The sequence below is a fragment of the Halomarina litorea genome, assembly GCF_024227715.1.
GTDB lineage: Archaea > Halobacteriota > Halobacteria > Halobacteriales > Haloarculaceae > Halomarina > Halomarina litorea.
In genome coordinates, this window is sequence record NZ_CP100452.1 from 21,485 (window position 1) to 45,955 (window position 24,471).

Consider the following 24,471-nt stretch of genomic DNA (forward strand, 5'->3'; position numbering starts at 1 on the left):
TGTCCGGCACCCGCCGGGCAACGAGTGAGATATGGAGCACGACCAACACACCCACCCCACGAGGGCATCGAGAAGGAGCCATGCGGGGCGCGCCGCGAACGCGCGCGAAGCGGTCGCTGTCGGTCGTCTGGGTGTCGAATCCCGGTCGGTGCTCCCGTCCGGTGCGCCGTCGCGGTCCGGGTATCGGGTATCCCCGACAGCGGGGCGGTGGTAGCAGTGTACCGCAACCACACCATCGCAGTCGTCATCCCCGCGTACAACGAGGCGGGGCTCATCGGTCGCGTCATCGACACGGTCCCCGACTACGTCGACCGCGTCTACGCCATCGACGACCGGTCGACGGACGACACGTGGGCGGAGATTCAGGCGGCCGCCGCGTCGGTCAACCGCCGCCGCGAGCAGACCGAACCGCAGGCGGCCGTCGCCGACGGCGGCCACGACGCACCCCGCGTCGTCGCCATGCGCAACGAGGTCAATCAGGGCCGGGGCGCGAGCGTCAAGCGCGGCTACAAGCGGGCGCTCGCCGACGGGATGGACATCGTCGCCGTGATGGACGGCGACGGCCAGATGGACCCCGCGGTCCTCGACCGCATCCTCGACCCCGTCGTCGAGCGCCGGGCCGACTACGCGAAGGGCAACCGCCTCGCGAACGGCGCGTGGGACGGGATGTCGCGCTTCCGCCTGTTCGGCAACATGGTGCTCTCGTTCCTGACGAAGCTCTCGTCGGGCTACTGGGAGGTGAGCGACTCGCAGAACGGCTACGCGGCCATCTCGCGCGAGGCGCTCGAGGAACTCGACATCGACGACCTCTACGAGGACTACGGCTTCGAGAACGACATCCTCGCGAAGCTCAACCTCCACGATATGCGCGTGGCGGACGTCCCGCACCCCGCGGTGTACGGCGACGAGACGAGCACCATCAAGTACAACACGTTCATCCCGCGGGTGTCGATGCTCCTGCTCGGGAACTTCGTCCACCGCATGAAGTCGAAGTACTTCGGCGAGAACTTCCACCCGGTCGCCCTCTGCTACGCCCTCGGCGTCCTCGCGGTACTCGCGGGCCTCGTCACCGGCGCGTTCACGCTGTTGACGCTGGCGGAGGGGACGCTGGCGGAGGGGATGCTCTCCGTGGTCGTCTTCCTGTTCGGTGCGCTCTCGCTGGTGCTCGCACTCGCGGTCGACGTGCGCCTGAACGCCCACCTCGCCGCTGACCCGGAAGCGTAACCGAGAAGTCGCCTCCCCCGCGTAACAGCACGGTAACAAAGCGTCCGAGCCGTCGAATCTACTCCAAAGATGTATCTCGTCGAAACGGGTCGGTCCGGCGGCCCCCTCCGTGATGACTGAGCGACCGGGCGGGCGACACCGCCGCTCGAAGGGAGCGCTCACCGTCGGCTTCCTCGCCGTCGCGGTCGCCATCTTGCTGGCGTGGTCGTCGCCAGCCGGCCAGTACGAACTGTCCATCTACGGGGCGACGCCCGCGCCCGTCTGGGCGGCGCTGTCGGTCGCACTCCTGGTCTCAATCCTCGTCGGCTCGTCCGGTCGGGAGGGCTACGCGATGCCGCTCGCGGCGGTCCTGGCCGTCGCCGCGATGATGACCGTCGTCGGCCTCCCCATCATCCGTAACTACCACGCCTACGGGCTGGCAGACGCGCTGACCCACATGGGGTGGGCGAAGGGCATCGCGTTCGGCGAGATGAGCACGCTGGGGATTCTCTACCCGGGGAGTCACATCGCCACGTCGCTCGTGAGCGCCGTCACCGGGGTGTACATCGGACGGGCGATGATGTTCGTCGTCGCCCTCTTCGTCCTCGCGTACCTCGTGTTCGTCCCGCTCACGGTGCGGACGCTGGTCGGCGACGGGGCGGCGACGGTCATCGCCACGTTCTCGGGGCTGTTCCTCCTGCCCATCACGAACGTCTCGACGTTCCTCGACTACCACCCCTACACGCTGGCGACGTTCCTGTTCCCGCTCTTGCTGTTTCTCGTGTTCAAGTACCTCGCCGACCGCCCGCGCCAGTCGAGACTCGGCGACGTCCTCTCTTCGACCGGGCTGGTGCTCGTCGTCGTGGGCGTCACCGTCAACCTCGTCCACCCGCAGGTCGCGGTGAACATGCTGGTGTTGCTCGGGGCCATCGTGGCTGCCCAGTGGCTCTATCGCTGGCTGCCGGGCGGCGACCCGCTCTCCGAGAACCGCTCGCTGCTCGCACCCACGCTGTTCCTCGGGGCGTTCTTCCTCGTCTGGACGCTGCGCTACGAGATCGTGTTCAACATGCTGTTCCGCCTCGTCGAGCAGTTCCAGTTGTTCCTCGACGGCGGCGCGGGCGCCGGCGCCGTCGTGAAGGCGCGCGAGGAGTCCGCCGACGGCCTCGGCGTGAGCATCGTCGAACTGTTCGGCAAGCTGTTTTTCGTCCACGCCGCGTACGTGTTGCTCTCGGCGGGGCTCGTGCTGGTCGCGCTCGCGGGGCGGCTCACCGACGACCGGCCGGACCGAAACGCGGCGGTCGCCTACGTCACCTACGGGGGGCTGGCGCTCACGCCGTTCTTCCTCCTGCACTTCCTCGGCGACGTCTCGGGGTACTTCTTCCGGCACGTCGGGTTCGGGATGATGCTGATGACGATACTCGGCGCGCTGGCGCTCCACGCGCTCCAGCGATGGGCCGTCGCCACCGACGTGGCCAGGTGGGTCAGGCCCATCGCCGTCGTCGCGTTGGCGGCGGCGCTGGTGTTGTCGGTGCTGGTCATGTTCCCGTCGCCGTACATCTACAAGCCGACGCACCACGTCACCGAGGCGTCGATGAGCGGCCACGAACTCTCCTTCGAGAGCGGGGACCTCGACGACGTCCGCTACACCGGCCTCGAACCCTCGCCCGAACGGTTCGCTGACGGCCTCCGGACCGACATCCGCTCGTACGACACCGTGCCGCCGGCGTACCTGCGGGCCAACAACCTGACGGAGTACACGGGCGACGACCCGTACTACTACACGGTCACCCGGCACAACTACGGCGTCGAGGTCGTCTCGCACAAGGGCCACGAGTACACCCGACGGATGTTCGCGAACATCGGGACCGAGTTCGGCGTCGACCGGGTTCAGGCCAACGGGGACCTCACGGTCTACTACGTCGACTCCGCGGTGACGACGCCGCCCCCCGACGAGTCGTCCCGGTCACAGGCACGCGACGGGCGTCCGTTCGCGCTCTCGACGGGGACTCCGTCCCGAGTTCGGTAGCGCCGTGAGAGCCGCCGAAACCGGTATGCCTGGGTGTAATGTTACCTTTACGTGAACGTTTGGCGGGTCATCGGGCGGGTGTGGATTCTCTGAAACACACAAAAAACTTAATACAGTTAAGACGATGCTACAAACTGCGAGGCACACGGTCCGGCACCCGAACCGGGGGCTCCACAGGATGGCATCTGGGAAGCGAAGTACGCTGTAAATGTATCCCTTATCGACGAGCGAACGCCACGGACGTCCGGCGGTTTCCTCCATCGCTGATACTCGGCCGAAACTCCACACACCGCCCACGGGTCGGAGCGGTCGACCGCCCGGTAGTCGCCGTTCGTAGGTGAGTAGCCAGTCGTCTTACGTGGTGTGCGGTCGATGGACCACTACCCGTCGGCGTCGGGACCCTCCGACGCCGGCACTCCCGGCCGGCACTCCCGCGGATGCTGGACTCCGTTCGGTCCGCCGTATGCCTTCTCCGGCGAACGTGCGGAAATGGTAACACTTTGTGATTAGTCCGAATGCTTATACGTTTCGGTCCGGTTCTCGGAGACGTATGGCACACGATTCGGTAGACGACCCGGAGGAGCGTGGGGCTGGCACCCCCAACGCGGACTCCGGCGAGGACTACCTCCTCGGCAGACGCAATTACCTCCGACTCGGCGTAGCGGCGGCCGGCACGATGGCCCTGGCGAGCAACGGGGCGTCGGCGGCGACGACCCGCCACGGCATCCAGTTCGACCGGATCGTCGACGCGGTCGACGACCTCGGGTGGGACCCGAGCGGTGAGCGCGAGATCGAGATTCCGACCGACGACGGCCTCCTCATCGAGGTGCCCCCGGGCGAGTACGTCTTCCCCGGGACGGGGAGCAAGGCTGCGCCCGTCGAGGGGACCCTCACGCGCTGGGGGATTCGCGGGACGGGCGAGCACTGGTCGGACGTCACGTTCCGGACCTCGAACGGCCAGTCGACGCGCTTCGTCTCGTCGGGCTATCGCTCGAACGGCATCCTCCTCGAGAACGTCACCTTCGATAACGGCCCGTCGCGCACCGGCGGCGACATCGGCCTCACGCTGAACGCCCGCGACAACGTCGAGGTGCACGACGTCGAGGTCGTCGGGATGAGCGGCGCGGAACCGTACTGTCGCTGGACCATCAAGCCGAAGGTCACCTCCCCGGACGGCGAGGCGAACATCGTCAACTTCCGCAAGACCGGCCCCTCGGTGTTCACGGGGCACGGCAACTCCGACGGCGGCGGCGGCTGTTTCCCCGGCAACGACGGCACCGTGAACTTCGTCGACTGCCGCATCGAGAACCAGGGCGGCGACGGCGGCCTCTACACGGGCAAGCACGAGGGGACCTGTAACTTCTACAACTGCCACTTCGCGAACAACGACATGGCCGTCCTCCGGATGGGTGCGGGGAGCGAGATTCGCGACTCCACCATCGTGATGGACTGGGACAACGCCCATCCCGACAACGTCGTCCTCGAGGGTGACTGGGACGACCTGGCGCCCACCGGAACCAGCGGCATCTACTGTTCGAGCGCCGAGTTCGGCAAGAGCGGCGGCGGCTTCTACAACTGCGACATCGTCGTCAAGTCGACGTACCGCCGCGGGCAGGCCGCCCTCTCCATCAACAACTCCGAGGGGAACATGACGGTCAAGGACTGTCGCATCCGGGTCGACGTCGACGGGATGCCCGGCATCTGGGGGCGCAACCCGGCGGACCAGCGCCTCTCGCGGCACAAGACCCCCAGCAAGCCGTGGGGGCTGACCATCGAGAACTGCTCGATCACCGGCAGTTCCGACGACCCGGCCATCCTGCTCGACCACCGGCACGGCTCGACCATCCGGGACTGCTGTATCCAGATGGAGGGCACCGGTCCCGGCATCGTCCTCGAGGACGCGAGGGACTGCCGCGTCGAGAACACGAACGTCAACACGAACGGGCAGGCGACGGTGTTCCGCAACTGCACGGCCCGGACCACCGGCATCACCAGTTCAGACTCCTGTCCGCGCCCCGCGTGGGACGGCGATTCGGGCAGCGACGGGTCCGACGGCGGCGACTCGGGTGAGTCGACGACTGAACCCGTCGAGCGCGTCCTCACGATCGCCGGCGACGGCACCCTCTCCGAGTACACGTTCACGGTCGACGGGAGCGTCCGCGACAACCCGGAGAAGGGCCCGCTCGCGGGCCCCGACCAGATATCCGGGTCGACCGCGAGCGGTGCGGTCGCCAGCGGCGACGACAGTTTCCTCGTGGAGGGGCAGGTGACGGAGTTCTCGCTCGACGGGAGCGCCGGCGTGCTCCTCGACGGCGAGGCGGTCGCTCCGGGTGACCTCCCTGCCCTGACCGCGCCCCCGGAGCCGGCGACGGAGCACGTCCTCGAGTTCGTCGGGACGGGGGTCCGCGCCGCCTACGAGGTCACCGTCTCGGGTACTCTCGAACACAACCGCGAGCACGGAACGGTCGACACGCAGGACAGCATCTCGGGGGACACGGCGACGGGCGTCGTGCTGGAGGGCACCGACGCCTACACGTTCACCGGCGAGATATCGTCGCTCTCGCTCGACGCGGACGCGACGGTCCGCATCGACGGCGAACTGGTCGACCCCGTGACGCTCTCGCCCGCCAGCACGCTCGCCATCGTCAGTGACTCCGCGACGGCCGCCGCCTACCGGTTCACCGTCTCCGGCGACCTGGCGGTCGACCCCGAACGCGGGGCGCTGGAGGACGCCGACAACATCTCCGGCCCGAGCGCCGAGGGCGCCGTCAGCAACGACGTCGACAGTTACCGGTTCACCGGCGACGTCACCCACTTCGACCTCCGGGGCGAGGCCGCGGTCTACCTCGACGGCGAACAGGTCAGCGCGGACCGCCTCGGCACCGAGGAGGACCCCGCGTTGCCCAACCTCGTCGTCGTCGACGGTACCGGTTCGTCCGGTCGCTGTGACTACCGGTTCACCGTCACCGGCGAGGTCGAGAAGAGCTTCGAACTCGGCTCTCTCGAGACGACCGACATCATCGAGGGCGGCACCGTCACGGGGTCGGTCGAGGGGGACGTGGACGGCTACCGCTTCACCGGCCACATCACCTCCTTCGACATGGACGGGACCGCGGCCATCCTCTTCGAGGAGTCGACGGACTGACCGCCCGGTCGTCACGGGACGCGATTCCGGACCGGCCGAGCTCCCGATTTCCGCTCTGACCCTCTCGAATCTCGACATCTCTCACCGCTCGCTGGCCAACAGGCGAACCAGAACAAAGACTTCAGGAGGTGGCGTGAAGACACTCACATCTATGTGGCTGTCTGGTAGGAGCGCGTCGGCGCCGGTGAACGCTCGAAGAGTGGGACGCAGGGTCGCCCGGTGCGAGACGGGGGGACGCTGATGGCGTCCGTCTGCGTCCACGGACTCGGCTACGTCGGGCTCCCGACCGCGGCGCTACTCGCCAACAACGGACACGACGTGTCGGGGTTCGACGTGGACGACACCGTCGTCGAGGACCTCGCCCGCGGCGAGGTTCGGGTGAGCGAACCCGACCTAGCGGCGTACATCGAGGACGCCCTCGCGGCGGGGACGCTCGCCCCCAGCCACGAGGTGGTCCCCGCCGACTACCACCTCGTCTGCGTCCCGACGCCCCTCGACCACGACGCGGGGCGCGCGGACCTCTCGTACGTCGAGGCGGCCGCCGAGGGCATCGCGGCCGTCCTCCGCGAGGGCGATACGGTCATCCTCGAGTCGACGGTCCCGCCTGGGACCACCGGGGGTCCGATGCGCGAGGCCCTCGAACGCACGGGGCTGGTCGCCGGCGAGGACTTCCACCTCGCGTACAGCCCCGAGACGGTCCTGCCGGGGAACATCCTCGAGGAACTCCGGTCGAACGACCGGTTCGTCGGCGGCCTCGACGAGACGTCGACGGAGCGCGCCTACGACCTCTACGCGCCCTGCATCGACGGGACGGTCGGCCGCGCCCCGACACCGCGGAGCGCCGAGTTCGTCAAACTCGTCCAGAACGCCTACCGGGACGCGAACATCGGGTTCGCGAACGAACTCGCCCGCATCGCCGGCGACTACGGCGTGGACGCCCGCGAGGCCATCGACCTGGCGAACCGCCACTCGCGCGTGGACATCCTCGACCCGGGTCCGGGCGTCGGCGGCCACTGCCTGCCGGTCGACCCGCTGTTTCTCGCCCACGACTCGGACTCGGTGCGCCTCATCCGCGAGGCCCGCCGCGTGAACGACGGGATGGCGGACTACGTCGTCGGCCTCGTCGAGGGCCGACTCGGGACGCTCGACGACAGGCGCGTCGCAGTCCTCGGGGTCGCCTATAAGGGCAACGTCGACGACGTGCGCAACAGTCCCGGACTCCGGGTTGCACGGGCCATCCACGACCGCGAGGTCGAACCGACGGTCCGGGCGGTCCCCGACGGCGGCGTCTCGACGGCCGAGGTCCGTCTGAACGACCCGCACGTCGACGACGGCAGACACGAGTTCGACCTCGTCTCCGTCGAGGGGGCGCTGACCGGGGCGGACGCGATGGTCGTCACCGCCGACCACGACGAGTACCGCGACGTCGACCCCGTGGCCGCGAAGCGGTGGATGCGGACGCCGCTGCTCGTCGTCACCAAGGGGATGCTCGACGAGGAGGAGTGGCGCGCCGCCGGCTTCGACGTGGTCGGGCTATGAGGGCGTCCGAACGCGGGAGTCGACGGTCGAGAGCCCCGACCGAGACGGGTCGTCGCCCGCCCGTCTGGGTCGACCTCGCCAGCCCCTCGCATCCGGTGTTCTTCGAGGCCATCGCGGCCGGCCTCGACCTCCCGACGGTCGTCACCGTCCGCGAGAAGACCGAGACGGTCCCGCTGGCGCGGGACACCGACTTCGAGTTCACGATACGCGGCCGCGACTTCGACAACACGTGGCTGCGCACGCTCGGCGTCCCGCTGCGGACCATCCAGTTGGCCGTCCGCACGCCCGAGGCGGCCGTCTCGCTGTCCCAGCGCAACGCGATGTGCGTCCTCGCGTCGAAGGCCAACGGCGTCCCGTCAATCCACTTCACGGACAACGACATCACCTACTACCGCGAGACGCCGCTGGCGGAGGCGGGATTCAACTACTTCCGGTCGATGGCGACGGCCCACGTCGTCCCCGACGCGTTCCAGACGGCGGAACTCACCGAGTACGGCGCGTCCCGCGACGCCATCTACACCTACGACGGATTCAAAGAGGAGGTCTGCGTCGCCGACTTCGACCCGGACCCGACGTTCCTCGACCGACTCCCGTTCGACGAGTTCGTCGTCCTCCGCCCGGAGGCCATCGGGGCGGCGTACATCGACCTCGCCCCCGAGGAGTCGCTCGTCCCCGACGTCCTCGCGCGCGCCGTGGACGCCGGCCTCAACGTCGTCTACCTCCCGCGCCGTCCCGGCGACCGGGAGCACGCGACGGGCTACCCCGACGACCGCGTGTTCGTCCCCGACTCGCCCCTGCCGGGCCTCCAGTTGGCGTGGCACGCCGACTGCACCCTGACCGGGTCGGGAACGATGGCCCGCGAGGCCGCCGCGATGAACAAGCCCGCGGTGTCGTTCTTCCCGCACACTATGCTCTCGGTCGACCAGCGCCTCGTGCGTCAGGAGCGAATCTTCCACTCGCGCGACGCCGCCGACATCGTCGACTACCTCACCGGCCTGTCGAACGAGGCGGTCGCCCCCGGCCTCAACCGCGCGCGTGCGGTACGCGACGAGGTGGTCGACATCACCGACGGCGTCATCGACGACGTCGTCTGAGCACGACTCGACGCACCGACGACACCGACGACGCGACGACACGACGATACCGACGACACCGACCCACACGAACCCAGATACACACTCATGGCACGACACCAGCTGTTCTCGACGCGCACGCCACCGGAGACGCCCGCGGACGTCGAACGGACGCTCGACGCCGCCCTCGACTACGCCCGGGAGTACGACTACGCCGGGTGGGACCCCTACGACGGACTGGAGAGTCCCGTCCTCGACCCGTTCGCCCGCAACTGGTTCCTCCGGCTGGTCGTCATGCACGGCGTCCACAAGTCTCCCGTCAACCTCCGACCCCTGCTTCGCGTCCCGAAACGACGCAACGCGAAGGGTATCGCCCTGTTCGCGACGGCGTATCTCGACGCCTACGACGAACTGGGCGAGGAGGCGCACCTGGAGGAGGCGGAGGACCTGCTGGGGTGGCTGCTGGACAACCGGTCGGCGAGCGCCACGCACTCGGCGTGGGGCTACCCCTTCGACTGGCAGAACTCGAACAAGTTCTTCCTCGAGGCGTACGAGCCGTCCATCGTCGCCAGCGTGTTCTGCGCGCAGGCGTTCGTCCGGCACTACGAGGTGACCGGCGACGAGGACTCTCTCGCCGTCGCGGAGGACACCTGCCGGTTCGTCACGGAGGAGGTCAACACCGTCCGTGTCGACGGCCACCGCGCGTACGCCTACACGCCCTTCGACGACTACGTGGTCGTCAACGCCAACGCCCTCGGCGCGAGCCTCCTCGCCGTCGTCGGCGACGAGGTCGGGAACGAGGCGTACGTCGAACGCGCCGACGAGGTCGTCGACCTCGTCCTCGACGTGCAAGACGAGAAGGGGGCGTGGTACTACTCGGTGCCCGCCTCGGGGTCGCACCTCTCGCACGACAACTTCCACACCGGGTTCGTCCTCGAGTCGCTGCACGACTACCTGACGGTGCGCCCGGAGCGCGAGGACGTCCGGACCGCCTACGACCGCGGCATCGAGTTCTACCGCCGGAACCTGTTCGACGAGGGCGGCGCGCCGAAGTTCGAGCACGACTCGTCGTACCCCCGGGACGTCCACGCCTCGGCGCAGGCGATTCGGACGTTCGTGAAGGACGGGTCGCCCGAGAGCGTGGCGCTGGCCCGCGAGGTGTACGACTGGACGGTCGAACACCTCATGGACCCCGAGGGCTACTTCTACCGGCGTCGCGGGCGCGTCCTCGACGACAGAACGCCGTACATGCGCTGGAGCCAGGCCTGGAGCTGCTACGCGCTCGGGACGGCGCTGGGAGAACTCTGAACGGAACGCCGACTCACTCGACCAGCAGGATGGTCCCGTCGTCGACGACGACCTCGTAGTCGGCGAAGGGGAACGAGACCATGATTTGCTCCCCAACGGTGGCGTGTTCGAACATCGCGTCAAGCGCGTCCGGGTCGACGGCCTCGTACAGCGGCGGGAGGGTTATCGGGTCCCGGCCGGCCGCCCTCGCGACGGCCGCGATGACCGCTTCGCTCGTCCGTTCGTGGTCCTCGGGCGCGTATACGTGCGCTGGACCGTCCGGAGTAACTATCGGGGCCGTCGTCCTATTTTTTCGTGGTTCGTCCATTGTATCACCGCGTGCCGACAACTGAATCGATACCTTGATATTCGGATGTAAAATCATAAAGTGTGCGATTCCCCATCGAACACGTTTAAATGGACTTCGTGGTCGGGAGGCTGTTCTCGATGAGGTTCGCGATGCCGCGACGGAGCCGCTGTGAGACCGCACGCGGGGACACGTCGAACTCCTCCGCGAGTTCCGCCAGCGTCACGCCGCGCGGGGAGTCGTAGTACCCTCGCCGGAACGCCTCGGCGAGCGTCTCGCGCTGGACGCTGGTCAGCGCGTCCGCCGCGGTCCCGCCCGGTTCGGTCTGTCGGGTGAGCTGGTTCAGCTCCAGGTCGACCCCGTGTCGGGTACAGAACTCGCGGAACGCCGTCAGGGCACTCCAGTCGGGGGCCCGGACGCGGAACGACCAGGTCTGGCCGTCGCCCGCCGCCGTCAGGAGGGTCAGGTCGGCGTCGACGATTCCCGCGAACACGTCGGTTCCGTCGCCCGTCCACTCGACGCTACACAGCGCGCCGCCGTCGACCCGGTCCCGGACGCTCACCGCGAGCACGGGCGGTCGGTCCTCGACTCGCTCGCGGAACCCGTCTACGTCGTCGGTCCACACCCAGACGTCCGTGGCGTGGCCGTCGGTCGGGACGACCTGGTCGAACTCACACCGCACTTCGCCGACACAGAGCGCGCGGCCGAGGGCGAACCCATCCGTCTCGACCACGAACTCGCCGACGACACTCATAGTTGCAACAACGACATCAGAGGGAAAAACCCGTTGCATTAACTGATCGGTCCCGGGGACCGCCTCGAGCGGTCAGCGCTCGACGACGTCCATCGTCACCAGCACGTCGCACCAGTCGTCCGTCGCGGCATCGTACGAGTACCGCTCGCTGACGTTCCCCGCGTTCGCGCCGAGTCGCTCGCGCAGGTCGTCGTCGCCCAGCAGGCGGTCCAGCGCGTCGGCGAACGCGGCGGGCGTCCTGTCGTCGGCGACGAGCGCCGTCTCGCCGTCCCGCGCGACGTCCGGGACGTTCCCGACGGCGGGGACGACGCTCGGCAGGCCGGTCGCCATCGCCTCCACGAGCGACAGCGGGAGGGCGTCGCGCTCGGAGGTGAGCACGAACGCGCCCGCCCGTCGGTAGTAGTCGGCGGGGTCGTCGACCCACCCGACGAGGTCGACCCGGTCGGCCAGCGCGCGTTCGCGGACGGCCCGCTCGACGACGGGGTGGAGGGGACCGTCGCCCGCCAGCACCGCGTTGAACGACCGACCCCGGTCGGCGAGTTCGTCCAGCGCCGCGAGGAACGTCAGCGGGTCCTTCTCCGACTCGAACCGGCCGACCCACAGCAGATCGAACTCCGGGTCCCGCTCGACGGGGTGGTACGTCCCCACGTCGATGGGGTTGACCAGTATCGTCGCGCGGTCCTCGGCGACGCCGAGTTCGAGGAGCCGGTCCCTGAACGCCGTGCCGGGGACCGAGACGGCGTCGAACCGGCGTATCAGCGCCCGCACGACCGCCCCGTAGCGCGCCTCGACGTGCACGTCGAGGTCGATGCCGATGATGCCGAGGTGAGTCGGGAGGCCGAACAGCGCGCCCACGGCGAGGGCGATACAGCCGTTCGGCAGCAGCGAGAAGGAGGCGACGGCGTCGTAGTCGCCGCGCCACGCCTCGACGAACGCCGCCAGCGCCATCAGGACCAGTCCGACGGGCCGGACCCCGAAGTCGGGGACGGTGACGTAGTCGACGCCGTCGACGGACTCGTCGGCGTCGATGCACACCATCGTCACGTCGGCAGCCTCGGTCAGGGGGCCGACGTGGCGCTCGATCTTCGCGAGGTTCCGCACGGAGTAGACGACGAGTACGGACGGTCGGTCGGCCGTCCCCGCTCCCGACCCCACGTCGTCGGCGCTCCCGTCGCTCGCGGGACCGGCACTCATCTCGGCCCCCCGCTCGCCAGCCCCCGCTGTGGACGCGAGAAATCGATAGGCGACATCCTCGTTGCCCGGGGTTCGGGGCTCCCCAGCTTTGTTAGCCGCGCGCTATCCCGCTCAGTCGCCCGCGGACTCGGCGGACTCCGTCTTCGGGGCACCGCGCGCCTCGCGGAGGCGGCGTTCCGCTTCGTCGCGGTCCTCGGGGTAGCCGACGTCGACGCGCCAGCCGTCCATCCGGATGGCGTCGATGGTCCGACCCGACCGGATGAGCAGGTCGATGGCGTCGGAGAGTTCGTACTCGCCGCGGTCGCTCGGCTGGGTGAGGTGGCAGGCGTGGAAGATGGCGGGCGTGAACGTGTAGAAGCCCGTCATCACGAGGTTCGTGGGTGGTTCCTCCGGTTTCTCGACGACGGCGGTGATCTCGCCGTAGTCGTTAGTGTCACAGACGCCGTAGCGACTCGCCTCCTCCCAGGGCACCTCCTCGACGAGAAACGCCGCGTCCGCGCGGTCCTCGCGCTGACGCCGGACCACGTCCTCCAGGTTCGCGTCGAAGACGTTGTCTCCGAGCATGAGCATGAAGTCGTCGTCGATGTGTTCCTCGACGGTGAGCAGGGCGTGGGCCAGCCCCTTCGCCTCCTCCTGGTGGCTGTAGGTGATGGGCACCCCCTCGAACTCGTCGCCGTAGTGCTCGGCGATGTGCTCTTTCAGGTAGCCGACGACCACGACGAACTCGGTCGCGCCCAGGTCCGCCAGTCGCTCGAAGCAGTGCGTGAGAAGGGGTTTCCCGTCGACTTCGACCATCGCCTTCGGTTTGTCGGCGGTCAACGGACGGAGCCGTGTCCCCTCCCCCGCGGCGAGTACGACTGCTTGCATATCCGTTCGTCCGGTATCCAGCGGTATTGTTATGTACTGTGTAACGACAGTCTCCGAACTCGGAACGGTTGCACGAACCGCACGACTGTTCTACGGGTCGCCGCCTGCAGGGACTACTCGTCGAATGCGGCGAGCGCCCGACTGGTCCGCTGGGCGGCCGTGAACACCGGCTGGCCGCCGAGCGCCAGGAGCAAGAGGAGGTACGCCGAGGCGTCGGTCGGCCGCTCCCGGACGGCCCGGAGGGCGAAGCGTCTGGCGTCGTCGTACTCGCCCGCCTTGAGCGCCGACGTGGCGACGGCCCGCGACCGGGAGGCGGCCATCTTCCGGACGGTGTCGACGCCGTACTCGGCGGCCAGCGGGCGGAACGTCTCGACGAACAGGGGGTAGGCGACGTCTCGCTTCGCCGCGAAGTCGTCCGTTATCTGCTCGTGGTCGGTCGTCCGGTGGTCGACGAGGACGTCGGGGACGACGCCGAAGCGACAGCGCGTCGAGAGACGGATGGGCCACTCGCGGTCCTGCCAGCAGGGGAACCGCTCGTCGAGCGGGCCCGTCTCGCGGGCGACGCTCGCCCGGACGGCGATGGTCGAGAACGTCCCCAGCGGAGCGCCGACGAGGAGCGCTTCGGTCACGTCGCCCGCGAGGGTCGGTTCGAGGACGTGGACCGTCTCTCCGTCGGCGACGTAGCGCATCCCCGTGTAGACGGCACCCACCTCGGGGTCGTCGAACGCCGCCAGCTGACGTTCGAGCTTCGTCGCCGCCCACAGGTCGTCGTCGTCGATGAAGGCGACGAACTCGCCGTCCGCCTCCTCGATGCCCGTGTTGCGCGCGCCGTTCGCCCCCCGGTTCTCCTCGTGGCGGACGACGCGGAGGGTCCGCTCGCCGGGGTACGCCTCGGGGTCGATCCCGTCGAGCACGGGGGCGACGGGGTCGGGCGAGCAGTCGTCCACGACGAGTAACTCGACGCGCTCGTAGGTCTGGGAGAGCACGCTCTCGACGGCCTCCGTCAGGAAGTCAGGGCGTCCGTACGTCGGAAGTACGACACTCGCGAGGGGGGTGTCGTCGCTACCCACAGCCATTGTGATCCGGAACCCGACGGGACCACTTGGTTAGGCAGGGCCTGTCGCCGTGCCGTGTGCTGGATGCTCTCACGTCTCTTTCCGACCCGAGCGCACTTAGCAGAGGTATAACAATGCCTGCGTACGTGCGAGGAACTGAACGAATGATGGAATCGTACGTGTCTCGCCGTGTCCGTCGCGGCGAGATCGGCAGTGACGCCGTCGTCGGAGGGGGATAATGGGCCTCCGACAACTCATCCGGCGCGTCCGCGAGATGCTCTCGTCCGGCAGCGACGGGAGCATCACGGGTCGAGTCGTCAAGAGCGGGATGTGGGTCAGCGTGCTGCAGGTCTCAGACCGCCTCCTGCAACTCGTCCTTCTCGTCGTCCTCGCCCGCCTGCTCGACCCGACAGCGTTCGGTGTCTTCGGTATCGCCATGCTCGCGCTGGGGGCGCTGCGGAAGTTCTCCGACCTCGGTCTCAACGCCTCGCTCATCTACGACCGCGACGAGAACATCGACCACCTGCTGGACACGGCGTGGATCCTCGAGATCGCCCGGACGGCGGTGCTCGGTGTCGGCCTGTTCCTCGCTGCGGGCACCATCGCTCGCGTGTTCGGCGAGCCGAGCGCGGAACCGCTCATCCAGGTCATCGGTCTCTCGCGGCTGTTCATCGGCATGCGGAATCCTGCCGTCATCTACTTCCAGAAGGACCTCCAGTTCCACAAGCAGTTCGTCTACATCTTCAGCGGCTCGGTCATCCACTTCGTCGCCGGCATCGGCTACGCGCTGTTCGTCGCCGCCGACGCGTGGGCGCTCGTCATCGGCTACGTCCTCGCCGACGCCTTCCGCTTCTTCGCGTCCTACGTGCTCCACGACTACCGGCCGAGCTTCTCCTTCGACATGGACGCCGCCCGCTCGATGATCGGGTACGGCAAGTGGATCACCGCGACGTCCATCCTCTACTTCTTCTACAGCGAGGGTGACGACGCGCTCGTCGGTGCCTTCCTCGGGTCGACCGCGCTCGGCCTCTACCGCTACGCCTACCAGCTCTCGAACGCGCCGGCGACGGAGGTCACGCACGTCATCTCCAGCGTCATGTTCCCGGCGTACTCGAAGCTTCAGGACGACCTCTCGATGCTCCGTGAGGGGTTCCACCGCACGCTGCAGGTGACCACGCTCATCTCGTTCCCGCTGGCGATGGGCATCGTCGCCGTGACGCCCCCGTTCGTCCGCGGGTTCCTCGGCTCGCAATGGGAGCCGGTCATCCTCACGATGCAGATCCTCGCGCTCTTCGGGCTGATGCGCTCGGCGGCGGCGACGTTCGGTCCGGTCTGGAAGGCAACCGGACAGCCGGACCTCATCGCGAAGTTCTCGCTCGTCCGCGTGATCTGTCTCGCCCTCACGATTCCGCCGGTCGTCCTGTTCTACCAGGGCGGCGGCCAGCTCCTCGGCCTGCGAGGTATCGAGGTGGTCGCGCTCATCATCATCGGCGTGCAGGTGTTCCCGATGTTCCCCATCGACATCTACTACCTGCGAAAGACCATCGACACGACCTACTCGCGGATGGCCCGCGACCTCTCGTACCCCCTCGCGGCGAGCCTCGCGATGTACGCCGTCGTCGTCGCCGTCCGGGAGCTCCTGGCGTTCGGCCCGGTCGTCGAGTTCGGCATCCTCGTCGTCGTCGGCGGCATCGCCTACGTGGCGGCCGTCTTCGTCCTCGACCGGGGATTTGGCTGGGGGCTGGAGCGCAACATCCGCAAGGCCCTCTCGTCGGTCGCCGGGTGACTTCGATAGCATGAAACCGGATTCCGTCGTAGCGAGCCAGCGATGAAGGGGCGTCTCCGGAAGCTGAAGCGCCTGCTCTCGCCGAACAGCGACCTGGCCTCCCAGACCGTCGTGGGCGGGATGTGGGTCGCGTTCACCAACGGCGGCGGGCGGGTGCTCCACCTCACGATGCTCGTCGTGCTGGCGCGCCTGCTCTCGCCGTCGGAGTTCGGGGTGTTCGGCATCGCGCTGCTGGCGCTCTCGGCACTCCAGCGCTTCTCCCAGCTGGGCATCAACGACGCGCTCGTCCAGCTCCCGGACGCCGACGTCGACGACTACCTTGACACGGCGTTCACGCTCCGGTTCATCCGGGGGGTGGTCATCGCCGCCGTCGCGTACCTCCTCGCGCCGCACGTCGCCAGCGTCTTCGGGGAACCGCGCGCCACCGCGCTCCTCCGCGCCGTCGTGTTCGCCACGCTGTTCCAGACGCTGAACAACCCGGGGACCATCTACTTCGAGAAGGACCTCGAGTTCCACAAGCAGTTCGCCTTCGTCATCAGTGGGACGTTCACGCGCGTCAGCGTCTCCATCGGCTACGCGCTGTTCGTCGAGGCGACCGTGTGGGCGCTCGCCGTGGGCTTTCTCGCCGGCAACTTCGTCCAGATGGTCGCCTCGTACCTCATCCACGACTACCGACCGTGGCCGGGGTTCGACGTGCCGAAGGCCCGCGAGATGGTCGGCTACGGGAAGTGGATCCTCGGGTCGGGCGTCGTCGCATTCCTCTTTCGCGAGGGCGACGACGCCCTCGTCGGCGTCCTCCTCGGGTCGGGGGCGCTGGGGCTGTATCAGCTCTCCTATCGCCTGTCGAACGCGCCCGCGACCGAGATCGCCCAGAGCGTCTCCCGGGTCGTCATGCCAGCCTACTCGAAACTGCAGGAAGACATCGAGGCGGTCCGCGAGGGATTCTTCCGGGCGCTCCGCCTCTCGACGCTGGTGTCCTTCCCGGTCGGCGTCGGTATTATCGTCGTCGCGCCGCCGTTCGTCGCGACGTTCCTCGGCGACCAGTGGACCGAGATGATCGTCCCGATGCAGGTGCTGACGGGCTTCGGCCTGCTCCGGTCGATTCGGTCGCCGACCTCGCCGCTGTTCAAGGCGCTCGGCCGGCCCGACTACATGACCAAGATACAGGCGGTCAGGCTCGCGGTGCTGGCCGTCCTCATCTACCCGCTGACGACGGCGTACGACCTCACGGGGACGGCCGCGGCGGTCCTCGTGACGGGGCTGGTCTCCGCGCCGCTGGGGGCCGTCCTCGCGGCTCGCCTCGTCGAGGACGACGTCACCTCGTTCGCCGCCATCCTGGCGTACCCCGCCCTCGGGAGCGCGGTGATGGGGGCTGCAGCGTGGACGGTCCGAGAGGGCGTCGCCGCGACGGGCCTCGGGTCGCTCGTGACGTTCGTGGCGACCGTGCTGACGGGCGTCGCCGTCTACGCCGCCGTGATGCTCGCGCTCGAACGGCGGTTCCAGTTCGGGCTCTCGGAACTGCTCGCACAGGTCAAGGGCGCGGCGGGCTGAGGGCCGGAATCGGAAGCGAGACCGGAACGGGAACCGGGGTCGACCGCGGGCGCACGCCCGGGTCGGTCAGTTCGCGGCGTTCGACTCGCCCTCGCCGTCCGCCCCGGTCTCAACGAGTCGGGCCGCGAGGTACGACAGGCCGACACCGACCAGCCACGCCGTCGCCGCGAGCGTCGCGTCCGCCGGCGAGAGCGCCAACAGCGGCATCATGACGACGCCACAGAGGGCGATGACCGCGAGCGTGAACCGCGCGTCGGTGTTCAGATTCGGCGACATGTATCGTCGAACAGGCTCCGGGGGTATAGTTAGAGTGTCTCTGACACACTTCGGTGTGGCGACCCGCGACCACTCAGGGTTCGGGCGTGACGAGCAGGTCACCCGCCTCGACCATCGCCGCCAGCGGGTTGTCCTCGATGTCGAGGGGGAGGTCGATCCGGCCGCGCCGCCGCGAGGACTCCCACGCGGCGAAGATGAGTTCCTCGGCGGCCAGCGCGCCGCCGGCGTGGAGTTCCGGCTCCCGGTCCTCCCGGAGCGAGTCGACGACGTCCTCGACGGCCAGGTCGAGGTAGCGCGGTTCGACCAGCAGGCGGCGGAGCGACTCGCGGCCGGGGAGTCGCTCGGGCAGACGAGCGGCGAGCGCCTTCCGGGCCACGCCGAGGCGGCCGGTCTGCGGACGATAGACGCCCGCCCCGCCCACGTCGACGGCTCGCCAGTCCCCCCCGTCGGTCCGCATCCGGAGCGTCGGCAGGTCGGCGTCGTCGTGGAGTTCGAGGACGCCCTCGCTCCCGACGAGGCGGAGATAACAGCCGACGAACTCCCGGCCGACGCCGGTGGCGGCCAGCCCGTAGACGCCGTTCTCGTAGCGCCACTGGACGACCGCCTGGTTCTCGTTGTGCGCGCCGAACCAGCGGTTCTCCTCGCGGTAGTCGACGTTGCCGAGCACCCACTCGACGGGCGCGTCCACGTAGTAGTTCGAGAGGTCGAAGGCGTGCGTCCCGGCGTCGAAGAGGTGCTCGCGGCTCCACTCGACCCGCCGCAGGTCGCCGACCGCCCCCGCGTCGAGGAGTTCCTTCGCGCGGCGGAACGGGCGACCGAACCGGAGCTGGTGGTTGATGGTGAGCTGGACCCCCTCACGCTCGCAGACCTCGGCCATCCGCCTGCAGTCGCCCCACGTGTCCGCCATGGGTTTCTCGCAGTGGACCGCCCGGACGTGCCCGCTCTCGGCACAGCCGACGACGATGTCGGCGTGGACACCGGGCGGGACGCAGACGCTCACCACGTCCGGTTCGACGGCGGCGAGCATCGCCTCGTAGTCCTCGAAGACGTGCTCGTCGGGGACGCCGAACTCGTCGGCGAACCGTCGAGCGTTCTCGGGGACGATGTCTGCACAGGCGGTCAGCCGGCACTCGTCGAGGCGCGCGTAGGCGCGCGCGTGTCGGTACGCCATCGCGAAGCCGTCCCGTCCGGGGGCGTCGGGTTCACCCGTGCCGATGAGGGCCACGTCGAGCATTACCCGGGACCAAACGTCCCCACTGCATGAGTATGGGCCGTCTACCGACCCCTCGCGGTCGAGTCACTTCTGCCGAACGGCGGCGCGTTCGGCCGTCGGACGCCGCGAACAGGCATAAGCAAGCTATTACAATGCCCTCGGGAGCACCACGTCGAGACATGAGTGGACGCCGTACCTGCTGTCCGAACCGCCCGTCGACTAGCCTCGCCCGGAGGACCGAATGACCCGCCCCGCGATTCAGCTGTACTCCCTGCGGGACCTCGACGAGCCGCTTCAGGACGTCATCCGCCGCGTTGCCGACGTGGGGTTCGAGGGCATCGAGTTCGCGACCCGGTTCGAGGACGCCGACGTCGAGGCCGTCGCGGACGCCATCGCCCAGACCGGCGTCGAACCGGTCGGCGCGCACATCGGCCTCGACGCCATCGAAGCCGACCCCGCGGAGGTCGCCCGCCGCTACTCGATGGTCGGCTGTGACCGCCTCGTCATCCCGCACCTCCCGCTCGCACACTACCGGACGCCCGACCGCGTCCGGACGCTCGCCCGCCGCCTCGACGCACTCGGGGCGCGACTGGCCGAGCACGACGCGCAACTCGTCTACCACAACCAGGTCCACGACTTCCTGCCCGTCGTGCGACCGGGGGCGCTCGGTCGCCTCCTCACGGCCGTCAACCCGCGCGCCGCGGGCAACAGCAAGCCCCGGACCGCCGTCGGCCTCCTCGGCGACCGACTCTACAGCAAGTACGCCAGCTACCCCCGCGACGTGGACGTCGAGCGGACGGCGTTCGGTCACCTCGTCGCCACCACGGACCCCGAGACGCTCCAGTTCGAGGTGGACGTCGGGTCGGTCGTCGCGGCGGGCTACGACCCGCGCGAGGTGCTGGAGTACGTCGGGACCCGGGCACCGCTCGTCCACGTGAAGGACGTCGCCGTCGACGGCCGACCCGGCCCCCTCAGCGACATGGAGTCGGTCGAACCGGGGACGGGACTGCTCGACATCCCCGCCGCCGTCGAGGCCGCCGAGGACATCGGCGCGGAGTGGGTCGTCTACGAACAGGACAGTCCCGCCGACCCCATCACCACGCTCCGCAACGGGGCCGACGCCCTCGCCCGGGCGACGGGCGTGGCTCGACTCGGCTGAGGACGCGACACGCGACTGTCTTCCCTCTTCCGTGCCACTCGTCCGACGTCGGGCGTCGCCACTCGGCGCAGATGTCCCGTGAGAACGACGCACCCGTCCGGGCGCGTCCCGACCGCCGCCGCGAGTCTCTCTTCCCGCCGGTTCAGTCCCGCAGAGTGAGCACTACCTTCACCACGCCGAGCACTGCCAGTTCGTGGACCCGGTCGGACAGGCCGCCGGTCGCGTCGTCCTCGCGCTCACTCCCTGGGGTTTCGTAGCTCCGGGTGAAGTCGAAGACGTCCGGGTGGAGGTCCCTGATGTCGGTCGCGTAGCGACGGCGGTAGCGGCGCTTGTGGAGGTACTGGCCGAAACTAACGGCGTTGTCGTGGTAGATGACGGGGTCGGGGGAGTACCGGATGGCCTCGCGGTCGTAGCCCGCCCGAACCGCCCGGTAGGTCAACTCGATGCCCTCGTGGCCCGCACGCCCGGTCAGGCGCTCGCTGAACCCGCCCAGTTCGAGGAAGGCCTCCCGGTCGACCGAGCAGTTCCCCTCGATGTTGAGGTAGTAGGGCGCCGGTTCGTCCCCGAGGTCGTAGTGCGACTGCAGGCGGTTGTAGACGCAGTCGGTCGCGGGGTGGACCCGACCGCGGACCGCGAACAGGTCGTTCTCGCGGTGCTCTCGCAGGTGTGAGGCCACGAAGTCCGGGGCCGGGACGGCGTCGTCGTCGAGGAACGTCACCACGTCCGCGGTGGCGAGGCGGGCGCCGACGTTCCGCCCGCGGGTGACGCCGAGGTTCTCGACGGCCTCCGCGTAGGTGCGCACGCTGTCGTACTGCCCGGCGACGTTTACGACCGGCCAGTCGGTCCCGTTGTCGACGACGAGCACCTCGAAGTCGTCGGTGGTCTGCCGGTCGAGCGCCGCGAGGAGCGCTCGCACGTCCTCGCGGTCGGTTCCGTAGGTCACGACGACGACGGAACAGGAGACGGCGGTCGCGGGAGCGAACTCGACGACTCGCTCGATGGCGTCGTCGTCGTTCGCCGGCAGGGGACGCGCCGGGGCGTCGTCGTCGGCCTGGTGGTCGGGGCGGGACTGCAGCACGGACATGGACTACTAATATACAGAGATAGTCATGAGAATGAATCGTATAATCGTACGCTCAGCGACAGTAGGTGGGTGCTACCCGCGTGTGGGTGGACGGGGCGGACACGCCACGAGAGGACACGACGCCAATAACTAACCCCACGTGCTCCGTCCCCCGGACGATGCGCTGGCACCGCACGGTGGCGACGGTCCCCCACGGACTGGTGGCGATTCTGCTCGTCGGGGCGGCCCTCCGGTTTTACGGCCTGGGGGCGGAGGCGCTCTGGACGGACGAACTCATCACGGTCGAGTTCGTCCGCGCGTACTCCCCCCTCGAACTGTTCGTCGCCATCCCGCTGAACCAGCCACACCTCCCGCTGTACTACGTGATCCTCGACCTCTGGGCCGCCATCGGTGGGTTCTCGGCGACGTGGCTCCGCCTGCTGTCGGCGGTGTTCTCCGTCCTCGCCATCCCCGTGATGTACCGCGTCGGCCGGGACCTGTTCGACCACACGGCGGGGATCGTGAGCGCGTTGCTGTTCGCACTCACGCAGTTCCAGGTGTACTACGCACAGGAGGTACGGATGTACAGCCTCGTCGCGTTGCTCTCGCTCGTCTCCCTCTCGCTGTACGTCCGCCTGCTCGGTCGCGGGGGGCGGTGGCGGGCGGCGGGCTACGCGCTCGCGACCATCGCGCTCGCCTACACGCACCCCTTCGGCGTGCTGGTCGCGTTCGCGGAGGGCCTGTACGTGCTGGCGGCGTTGCGGGCCGGCACGGTGCGCCTCGACCGGCCGCACCTCGGCGCGGCGGCTGCCGTGACGCTCGCGATTCTCCCCCTGCTCGCGGGGCTGGTGTACAAGCTCGCGAGCTTCGGCGGGGCGTCGGCGCTCCCCTACATCCCGCCGCCGACGCCCGCCGTGGTGTTCGCCGTCTTCACGGGCTACTTCGCGGAGACGTCCATCGAGGCGGCGGTCGCCTTCGTCGCCCTCCTGACCGGGGGGCTGCTCGTCCTCGGCGTCACGGACGGCCGTGTCACGGAGGCGCTCGACTCGAACCCGGCGACGGCACTCGGGACGCTCGCGGACCGCCTGTCGCCGACCGACGACCACGGCGTCCACCTGCTGGCCGTCTGGGTGCTGGCGACGTTCTTCCTGCCCATCGTCGTCTCCTACCTGCTCCTGCCAGTGTTCTGGCCGCGCTACACGCTCCCGGCGGCGCTCGGGTTCTACCTGCTCGTCGGACGCGGCGTCACCCGCGTCCGGCGCTCGCACCTGCAGGTCGGCCTCGTCGTGTTGCTCGTCGTCGCAGTCGCGCCCACGACGGCGTTCGAACTCACGACTGACACGAAAGAGCAGTGGGACGAGGCCACCGCGGACATCGAGTCGCGGGCCGACCCCGGGGCGCTGGTCCTCGTCAGCGACCTCATCACCGAACGCGGGGTCGAACACTACCGGACGCGCTCGGACATCCAAGTCGAGGGCGTGACCGCCGCCGGGTCGGGGACGGGCCGGGACCCCGTGACAGACGCGGAACTCGAGCGGACGCTCGCGGGCCACGACGAGGTGTGGCTCGTGCTCTCACACACCAACGAACGGTCCGACGAACGGTTGAAGGCCGCCGTGAGCGACGGGCGCGTGCTGAAATACGAGCGTAACTACGTCGGAATCGAGGTCTACCGCTACGAACGGCCCGATGACGGCGGATGACGGGAATCGACGGACTGACCCGCCGACCGGGTCTCGCCGGACTGTCCCAACAGCCGACTGGCAGTATTGAAACTGTTTCACCACGCCGGGAGTATCTCACACCTCTAAACACTCGTCGCGAGTGGGGTACGACACGGCCGACGGCCGTGGCGCTCCCGCCCGCAGGACGTGGGCGGCCACGGACGACACCGCCCGCCCGAGACACACCATGACCGCACAACTGACCGGGGCTCCAGCGCGGACCGACGAGCGACAGACGACGGACACTCTGTTCGTCTCCGTCATCGTCCCGGTGTACAACGACCCGGAAGGGGTACGCGTGACCTTGGAGTCGCTGACCGAACAGACGTACGGGAACTACGAGATCATCGTCGTCGACAACCGCTCGACGGACGATACCCGCGACGTCGCCGCCGAGTTCGCCGACCGGTTCGACACCGTGACGGTGCTCGACGAGCGCCGCGAGCAGAGTTCGTACGCGGCGCGGGTACGGGGCATCCGGTACGCCTCTGGCGACGTCTTCGCGTTCATCGACGCCGACATGACCGTCGAGCGCAACTGGCTCGACGCCGCTATCGAGCGGATGGACGACGACGGACTGGACTACATGGCGTGTAACGTCCAGCTGTACACGCCCGGCGAGGAATCGCTCGTCGGCAAGTACAACCGACTCAACGGGTTCCCTATCGACCGCTACATCTCCACGTTCCACTTCGCGCCGACGTGTTGCCTGTTCGTCCGCCGGGAGGTCATCGAGACGGTCGGACCCTTCGACACGCGCTTCGTCTCCAGTGGCGACCGGGAGTTCGGTCACCGCGTCCACGCGGCCGGCTTCGACCTCGGGTACGCCGAGGACGTCCCGATGTACCACCCGACGCGGACGACGCTCTCCGCACTCGTCAAGAAGGCCGTCCGCATCGGGCGCGGGAAACAGCAACTGCGCCAGTACTACCCCGAGCGCTACGGCAACCCCGCGCTCATCGTGTTCTACCCCGGGCTGTACAGCCCGACGCCGCCGGGCCGCCTCGGCGACGTCTTCCGCGGGTGGGACCGCCTCGACACGAGCGAGAAGGTCGCCTTCTACTTCCTCACCTACGGCCTGAAGCTCACCAACGCCTACGGGACGGTCCGCGAGACCGTCGAGCGGTTCCTCGGTCTCGACTGATAGCCACCCCCGGCTCGCGACGTTCGGTCGGTTTATACGCTCCATAACAAGATAGCGGACGCTCGTTCTCCCGTGCAATGATACGACTGCCGTCGAAGCGACGCA

19 protein-coding genes are annotated in these 24,471 nt (G+C 68.7%); 11 read left to right on the plus strand and 8 right to left on the minus strand.

Annotated features, from left to right (window positions below; genetic code table 11):
• Nucleotides 1–216 precede the first annotated feature (216 nt).
• The 6 genes from NKG96_RS20430 to NKG96_RS20455 all read left to right on the plus strand — a co-directional run bounded on the left by NKG96_RS20430 (nt 217) and on the right by NKG96_RS20455 (nt 10,294).
• Nucleotides 217–1,224 carry a glycosyltransferase family 2 protein gene (locus tag NKG96_RS20430; protein ID WP_254538909.1) on the plus strand — a complete coding sequence of 336 codons (1,008 nt, stop codon included), beginning with the start codon at nt 217–219 and terminating at the stop codon, nt 1,222–1,224.
• A gap of 112 nt (nt 1,225–1,336) precedes the next feature.
• On the plus strand, nt 1,337–3,229 hold the full coding sequence (locus NKG96_RS20435; protein ID WP_254538910.1) for a DUF6541 family protein: 1,893 nt from the start codon (nt 1,337–1,339) through the stop codon (nt 3,227–3,229).
• 550 nt (nt 3,230–3,779) lie between these two features.
• On the plus strand, nt 3,780–6,374 hold the full coding sequence (locus NKG96_RS20440; RefSeq protein ID WP_254538911.1) for a right-handed parallel beta-helix repeat-containing protein: 2,595 nt from the start codon (nt 3,780–3,782) through the stop codon (nt 6,372–6,374).
• Between the two features lie 240 nt (nt 6,375–6,614).
• A complete protein-coding gene (locus tag NKG96_RS20445; protein WP_254538912.1) occupies nt 6,615–7,913 on the plus strand; it encodes a nucleotide sugar dehydrogenase in 1,299 nt (432 codons plus the stop codon).
• The gene (locus NKG96_RS20450) at nt 7,910–9,007 is read left to right on the plus strand and encodes a DUF354 domain-containing protein (protein ID WP_254538913.1); all 1,098 of its coding nucleotides are present in this window, start codon (nt 7,910–7,912) and stop codon (nt 9,005–9,007) included. Before NKG96_RS20445 ends, NKG96_RS20450 begins: the two co-directional genes overlap by 4 nt.
• Nucleotides 9,008–9,094: 87 nt before the next feature.
• Nucleotides 9,095–10,294 (plus strand): hypothetical protein, encoded by a 1,200-nt coding sequence (locus tag NKG96_RS20455; RefSeq protein ID WP_254538914.1) that lies wholly within the window; start codon nt 9,095–9,097, stop codon nt 10,292–10,294.
• Nucleotides 10,295–10,307: 13 nt separating this feature from the next.
• On the opposite strand, the gene NKG96_RS20460 is transcribed toward NKG96_RS20455, so the two are convergent.
• The 5 genes from NKG96_RS20460 to NKG96_RS20480 form a co-directional block, all read right to left on the minus strand.
• Nucleotides 10,308–10,601, minus strand: coding sequence for a HalOD1 output domain-containing protein (locus tag NKG96_RS20460; RefSeq protein WP_254538915.1), 294 nt, complete (start codon nt 10,599–10,601; stop codon nt 10,308–10,310).
• A gap of 85 nt (nt 10,602–10,686) precedes the next feature.
• The gene (locus tag NKG96_RS20465) at nt 10,687–11,334 is read right to left on the minus strand and encodes a helix-turn-helix domain-containing protein (protein WP_254538916.1); all 648 of its coding nucleotides are present in this window, start codon (nt 11,332–11,334) and stop codon (nt 10,687–10,689) included.
• Nucleotides 11,335–11,406: 72 nt separating this feature from the next.
• Nucleotides 11,407–12,528: a glycosyltransferase gene (locus NKG96_RS20470; protein ID WP_254538917.1), complete on the minus strand. Its 1,122-nt coding sequence runs from the start codon at nt 12,526–12,528 to the stop codon at nt 11,407–11,409.
• 111 nt (nt 12,529–12,639) lie between these two features.
• Entirely contained in the window at nt 12,640–13,395 is a 756-nt protein-coding gene (gene aglF, locus NKG96_RS20475; RefSeq protein WP_254538918.1) for a UTP--glucose-1-phosphate uridylyltransferase AglF, read from the minus strand.
• Nucleotides 13,396–13,508: 113 nt separating this feature from the next.
• A complete protein-coding gene (locus tag NKG96_RS20480; protein WP_254538919.1) occupies nt 13,509–14,471 on the minus strand; it encodes a glycosyltransferase family 2 protein in 963 nt (320 codons plus the stop codon).
• A gap of 217 nt (nt 14,472–14,688) precedes the next feature.
• On the opposite strand from NKG96_RS20480, the gene NKG96_RS20485 reads away from it, so the two are divergent.
• Together NKG96_RS20485 and NKG96_RS20490 are read left to right on the plus strand one after the other, a co-directional pair.
• Entirely contained in the window at nt 14,689–16,236 is a 1,548-nt protein-coding gene (locus NKG96_RS20485) for a lipopolysaccharide biosynthesis protein (protein ID WP_254538920.1), read from the plus strand.
• A gap of 42 nt (nt 16,237–16,278) precedes the next feature.
• Complete coding sequence (locus tag NKG96_RS20490; protein WP_254538921.1) at nt 16,279–17,787, plus strand: lipopolysaccharide biosynthesis protein; 1,509 nt, start codon at nt 16,279–16,281, stop codon at nt 17,785–17,787.
• 66 nt (nt 17,788–17,853) lie between these two features.
• Here the strand turns inward: NKG96_RS20490 and NKG96_RS20495 are convergent, their stop codons facing one another.
• Together NKG96_RS20495 and NKG96_RS20500 are read right to left on the minus strand one after the other, a co-directional pair.
• Complete coding sequence (locus NKG96_RS20495) at nt 17,854–18,063, minus strand: hypothetical protein (RefSeq protein WP_254538922.1); 210 nt, start codon at nt 18,061–18,063, stop codon at nt 17,854–17,856.
• Between the two features lie 73 nt (nt 18,064–18,136).
• Nucleotides 18,137–19,297, minus strand: coding sequence for a Gfo/Idh/MocA family protein (locus NKG96_RS20500; RefSeq protein WP_254538923.1), 1,161 nt, complete (start codon nt 19,295–19,297; stop codon nt 18,137–18,139).
• 220 nt (nt 19,298–19,517) lie between these two features.
• On the opposite strand from NKG96_RS20500, the gene NKG96_RS20505 reads away from it, so the two are divergent.
• Complete coding sequence (locus NKG96_RS20505; RefSeq protein WP_254538924.1) at nt 19,518–20,435, plus strand: sugar phosphate isomerase/epimerase family protein; 918 nt, start codon at nt 19,518–19,520, stop codon at nt 20,433–20,435.
• A 142-nt stretch (nt 20,436–20,577) separates the two neighbouring features.
• Here NKG96_RS20505 and NKG96_RS20510 read toward each other — a convergent pair whose 3' ends face one another.
• Entirely contained in the window at nt 20,578–21,519 is a 942-nt protein-coding gene (locus NKG96_RS20510; protein WP_254538925.1) for a glycosyltransferase family 2 protein, read from the minus strand.
• A 158-nt stretch (nt 21,520–21,677) separates the two neighbouring features.
• On the opposite strand from NKG96_RS20510, the gene NKG96_RS20515 reads away from it, so the two are divergent.
• Both NKG96_RS20515 and NKG96_RS20520 read left to right on the plus strand, forming a co-directional pair.
• Nucleotides 21,678–23,201, plus strand: coding sequence for a glycosyltransferase family 39 protein (locus NKG96_RS20515; protein ID WP_254538926.1), 1,524 nt, complete (start codon nt 21,678–21,680; stop codon nt 23,199–23,201).
• Between the two features lie 208 nt (nt 23,202–23,409).
• Entirely contained in the window at nt 23,410–24,366 is a 957-nt protein-coding gene (locus tag NKG96_RS20520) for a glycosyltransferase family 2 protein (protein ID WP_254538927.1), read from the plus strand.
• The last annotated feature ends 105 nt before the right edge of the window (nt 24,367–24,471 follow it).

Bases quoted from the DNA above. Each gene is read 5' to 3' on its own strand.
- NKG96_RS20435 (WP_254538910.1), top strand. From the start codon at position 1,337: ATGACTGAGCGACCGGGCGGGCGACACCGCCGCTCGAAGGGAGCGCTC.
- NKG96_RS20440 (WP_254538911.1), top strand. From the start codon at position 3,780: ATGGCACACGATTCGGTAGACGACCCGGAGGAGCGTGGGGCTGGCACC.
- NKG96_RS20445 (WP_254538912.1), top strand. From the start codon at position 6,615: ATGGCGTCCGTCTGCGTCCACGGACTCGGCTACGTCGGGCTCCCGACC.
- NKG96_RS20450 (WP_254538913.1), top strand. From the start codon at position 7,910: ATGAGGGCGTCCGAACGCGGGAGTCGACGGTCGAGAGCCCCGACCGAG.
- NKG96_RS20455 (WP_254538914.1), top strand. From the start codon at position 9,095: ATGGCACGACACCAGCTGTTCTCGACGCGCACGCCACCGGAGACGCCC.
- NKG96_RS20460 (WP_254538915.1), bottom strand. From the start codon at position 10,601: ATGGACGAACCACGAAAAAATAGGACGACGGCCCCGATAGTTACTCCG.
- NKG96_RS20465 (WP_254538916.1), bottom strand. From the start codon at position 11,334: ATGAGTGTCGTCGGCGAGTTCGTGGTCGAGACGGATGGGTTCGCCCTC.
- NKG96_RS20470 (WP_254538917.1), bottom strand. From the start codon at position 12,528: ATGAGTGCCGGTCCCGCGAGCGACGGGAGCGCCGACGACGTGGGGTCG.
- aglF (WP_254538918.1), bottom strand. From the start codon at position 13,395: ATGCAAGCAGTCGTACTCGCCGCGGGGGAGGGGACACGGCTCCGTCCG.
- NKG96_RS20480 (WP_254538919.1), bottom strand. From the start codon at position 14,471: ATGGCTGTGGGTAGCGACGACACCCCCCTCGCGAGTGTCGTACTTCCG.
- NKG96_RS20485 (WP_254538920.1), top strand. From the start codon at position 14,689: ATGGGCCTCCGACAACTCATCCGGCGCGTCCGCGAGATGCTCTCGTCC.
- NKG96_RS20490 (WP_254538921.1), top strand. From the start codon at position 16,279: ATGAAGGGGCGTCTCCGGAAGCTGAAGCGCCTGCTCTCGCCGAACAGC.
- NKG96_RS20495 (WP_254538922.1), bottom strand. From the start codon at position 18,063: ATGTCGCCGAATCTGAACACCGACGCGCGGTTCACGCTCGCGGTCATC.
- NKG96_RS20500 (WP_254538923.1), bottom strand. From the start codon at position 19,297: ATGCTCGACGTGGCCCTCATCGGCACGGGTGAACCCGACGCCCCCGGA.
- NKG96_RS20505 (WP_254538924.1), top strand. From the start codon at position 19,518: ATGACCCGCCCCGCGATTCAGCTGTACTCCCTGCGGGACCTCGACGAG.
- NKG96_RS20510 (WP_254538925.1), bottom strand. From the start codon at position 21,519: ATGTCCGTGCTGCAGTCCCGCCCCGACCACCAGGCCGACGACGACGCC.
- NKG96_RS20515 (WP_254538926.1), top strand. From the start codon at position 21,678: ATGCGCTGGCACCGCACGGTGGCGACGGTCCCCCACGGACTGGTGGCG.
- NKG96_RS20520 (WP_254538927.1), top strand. From the start codon at position 23,410: ATGACCGCACAACTGACCGGGGCTCCAGCGCGGACCGACGAGCGACAG.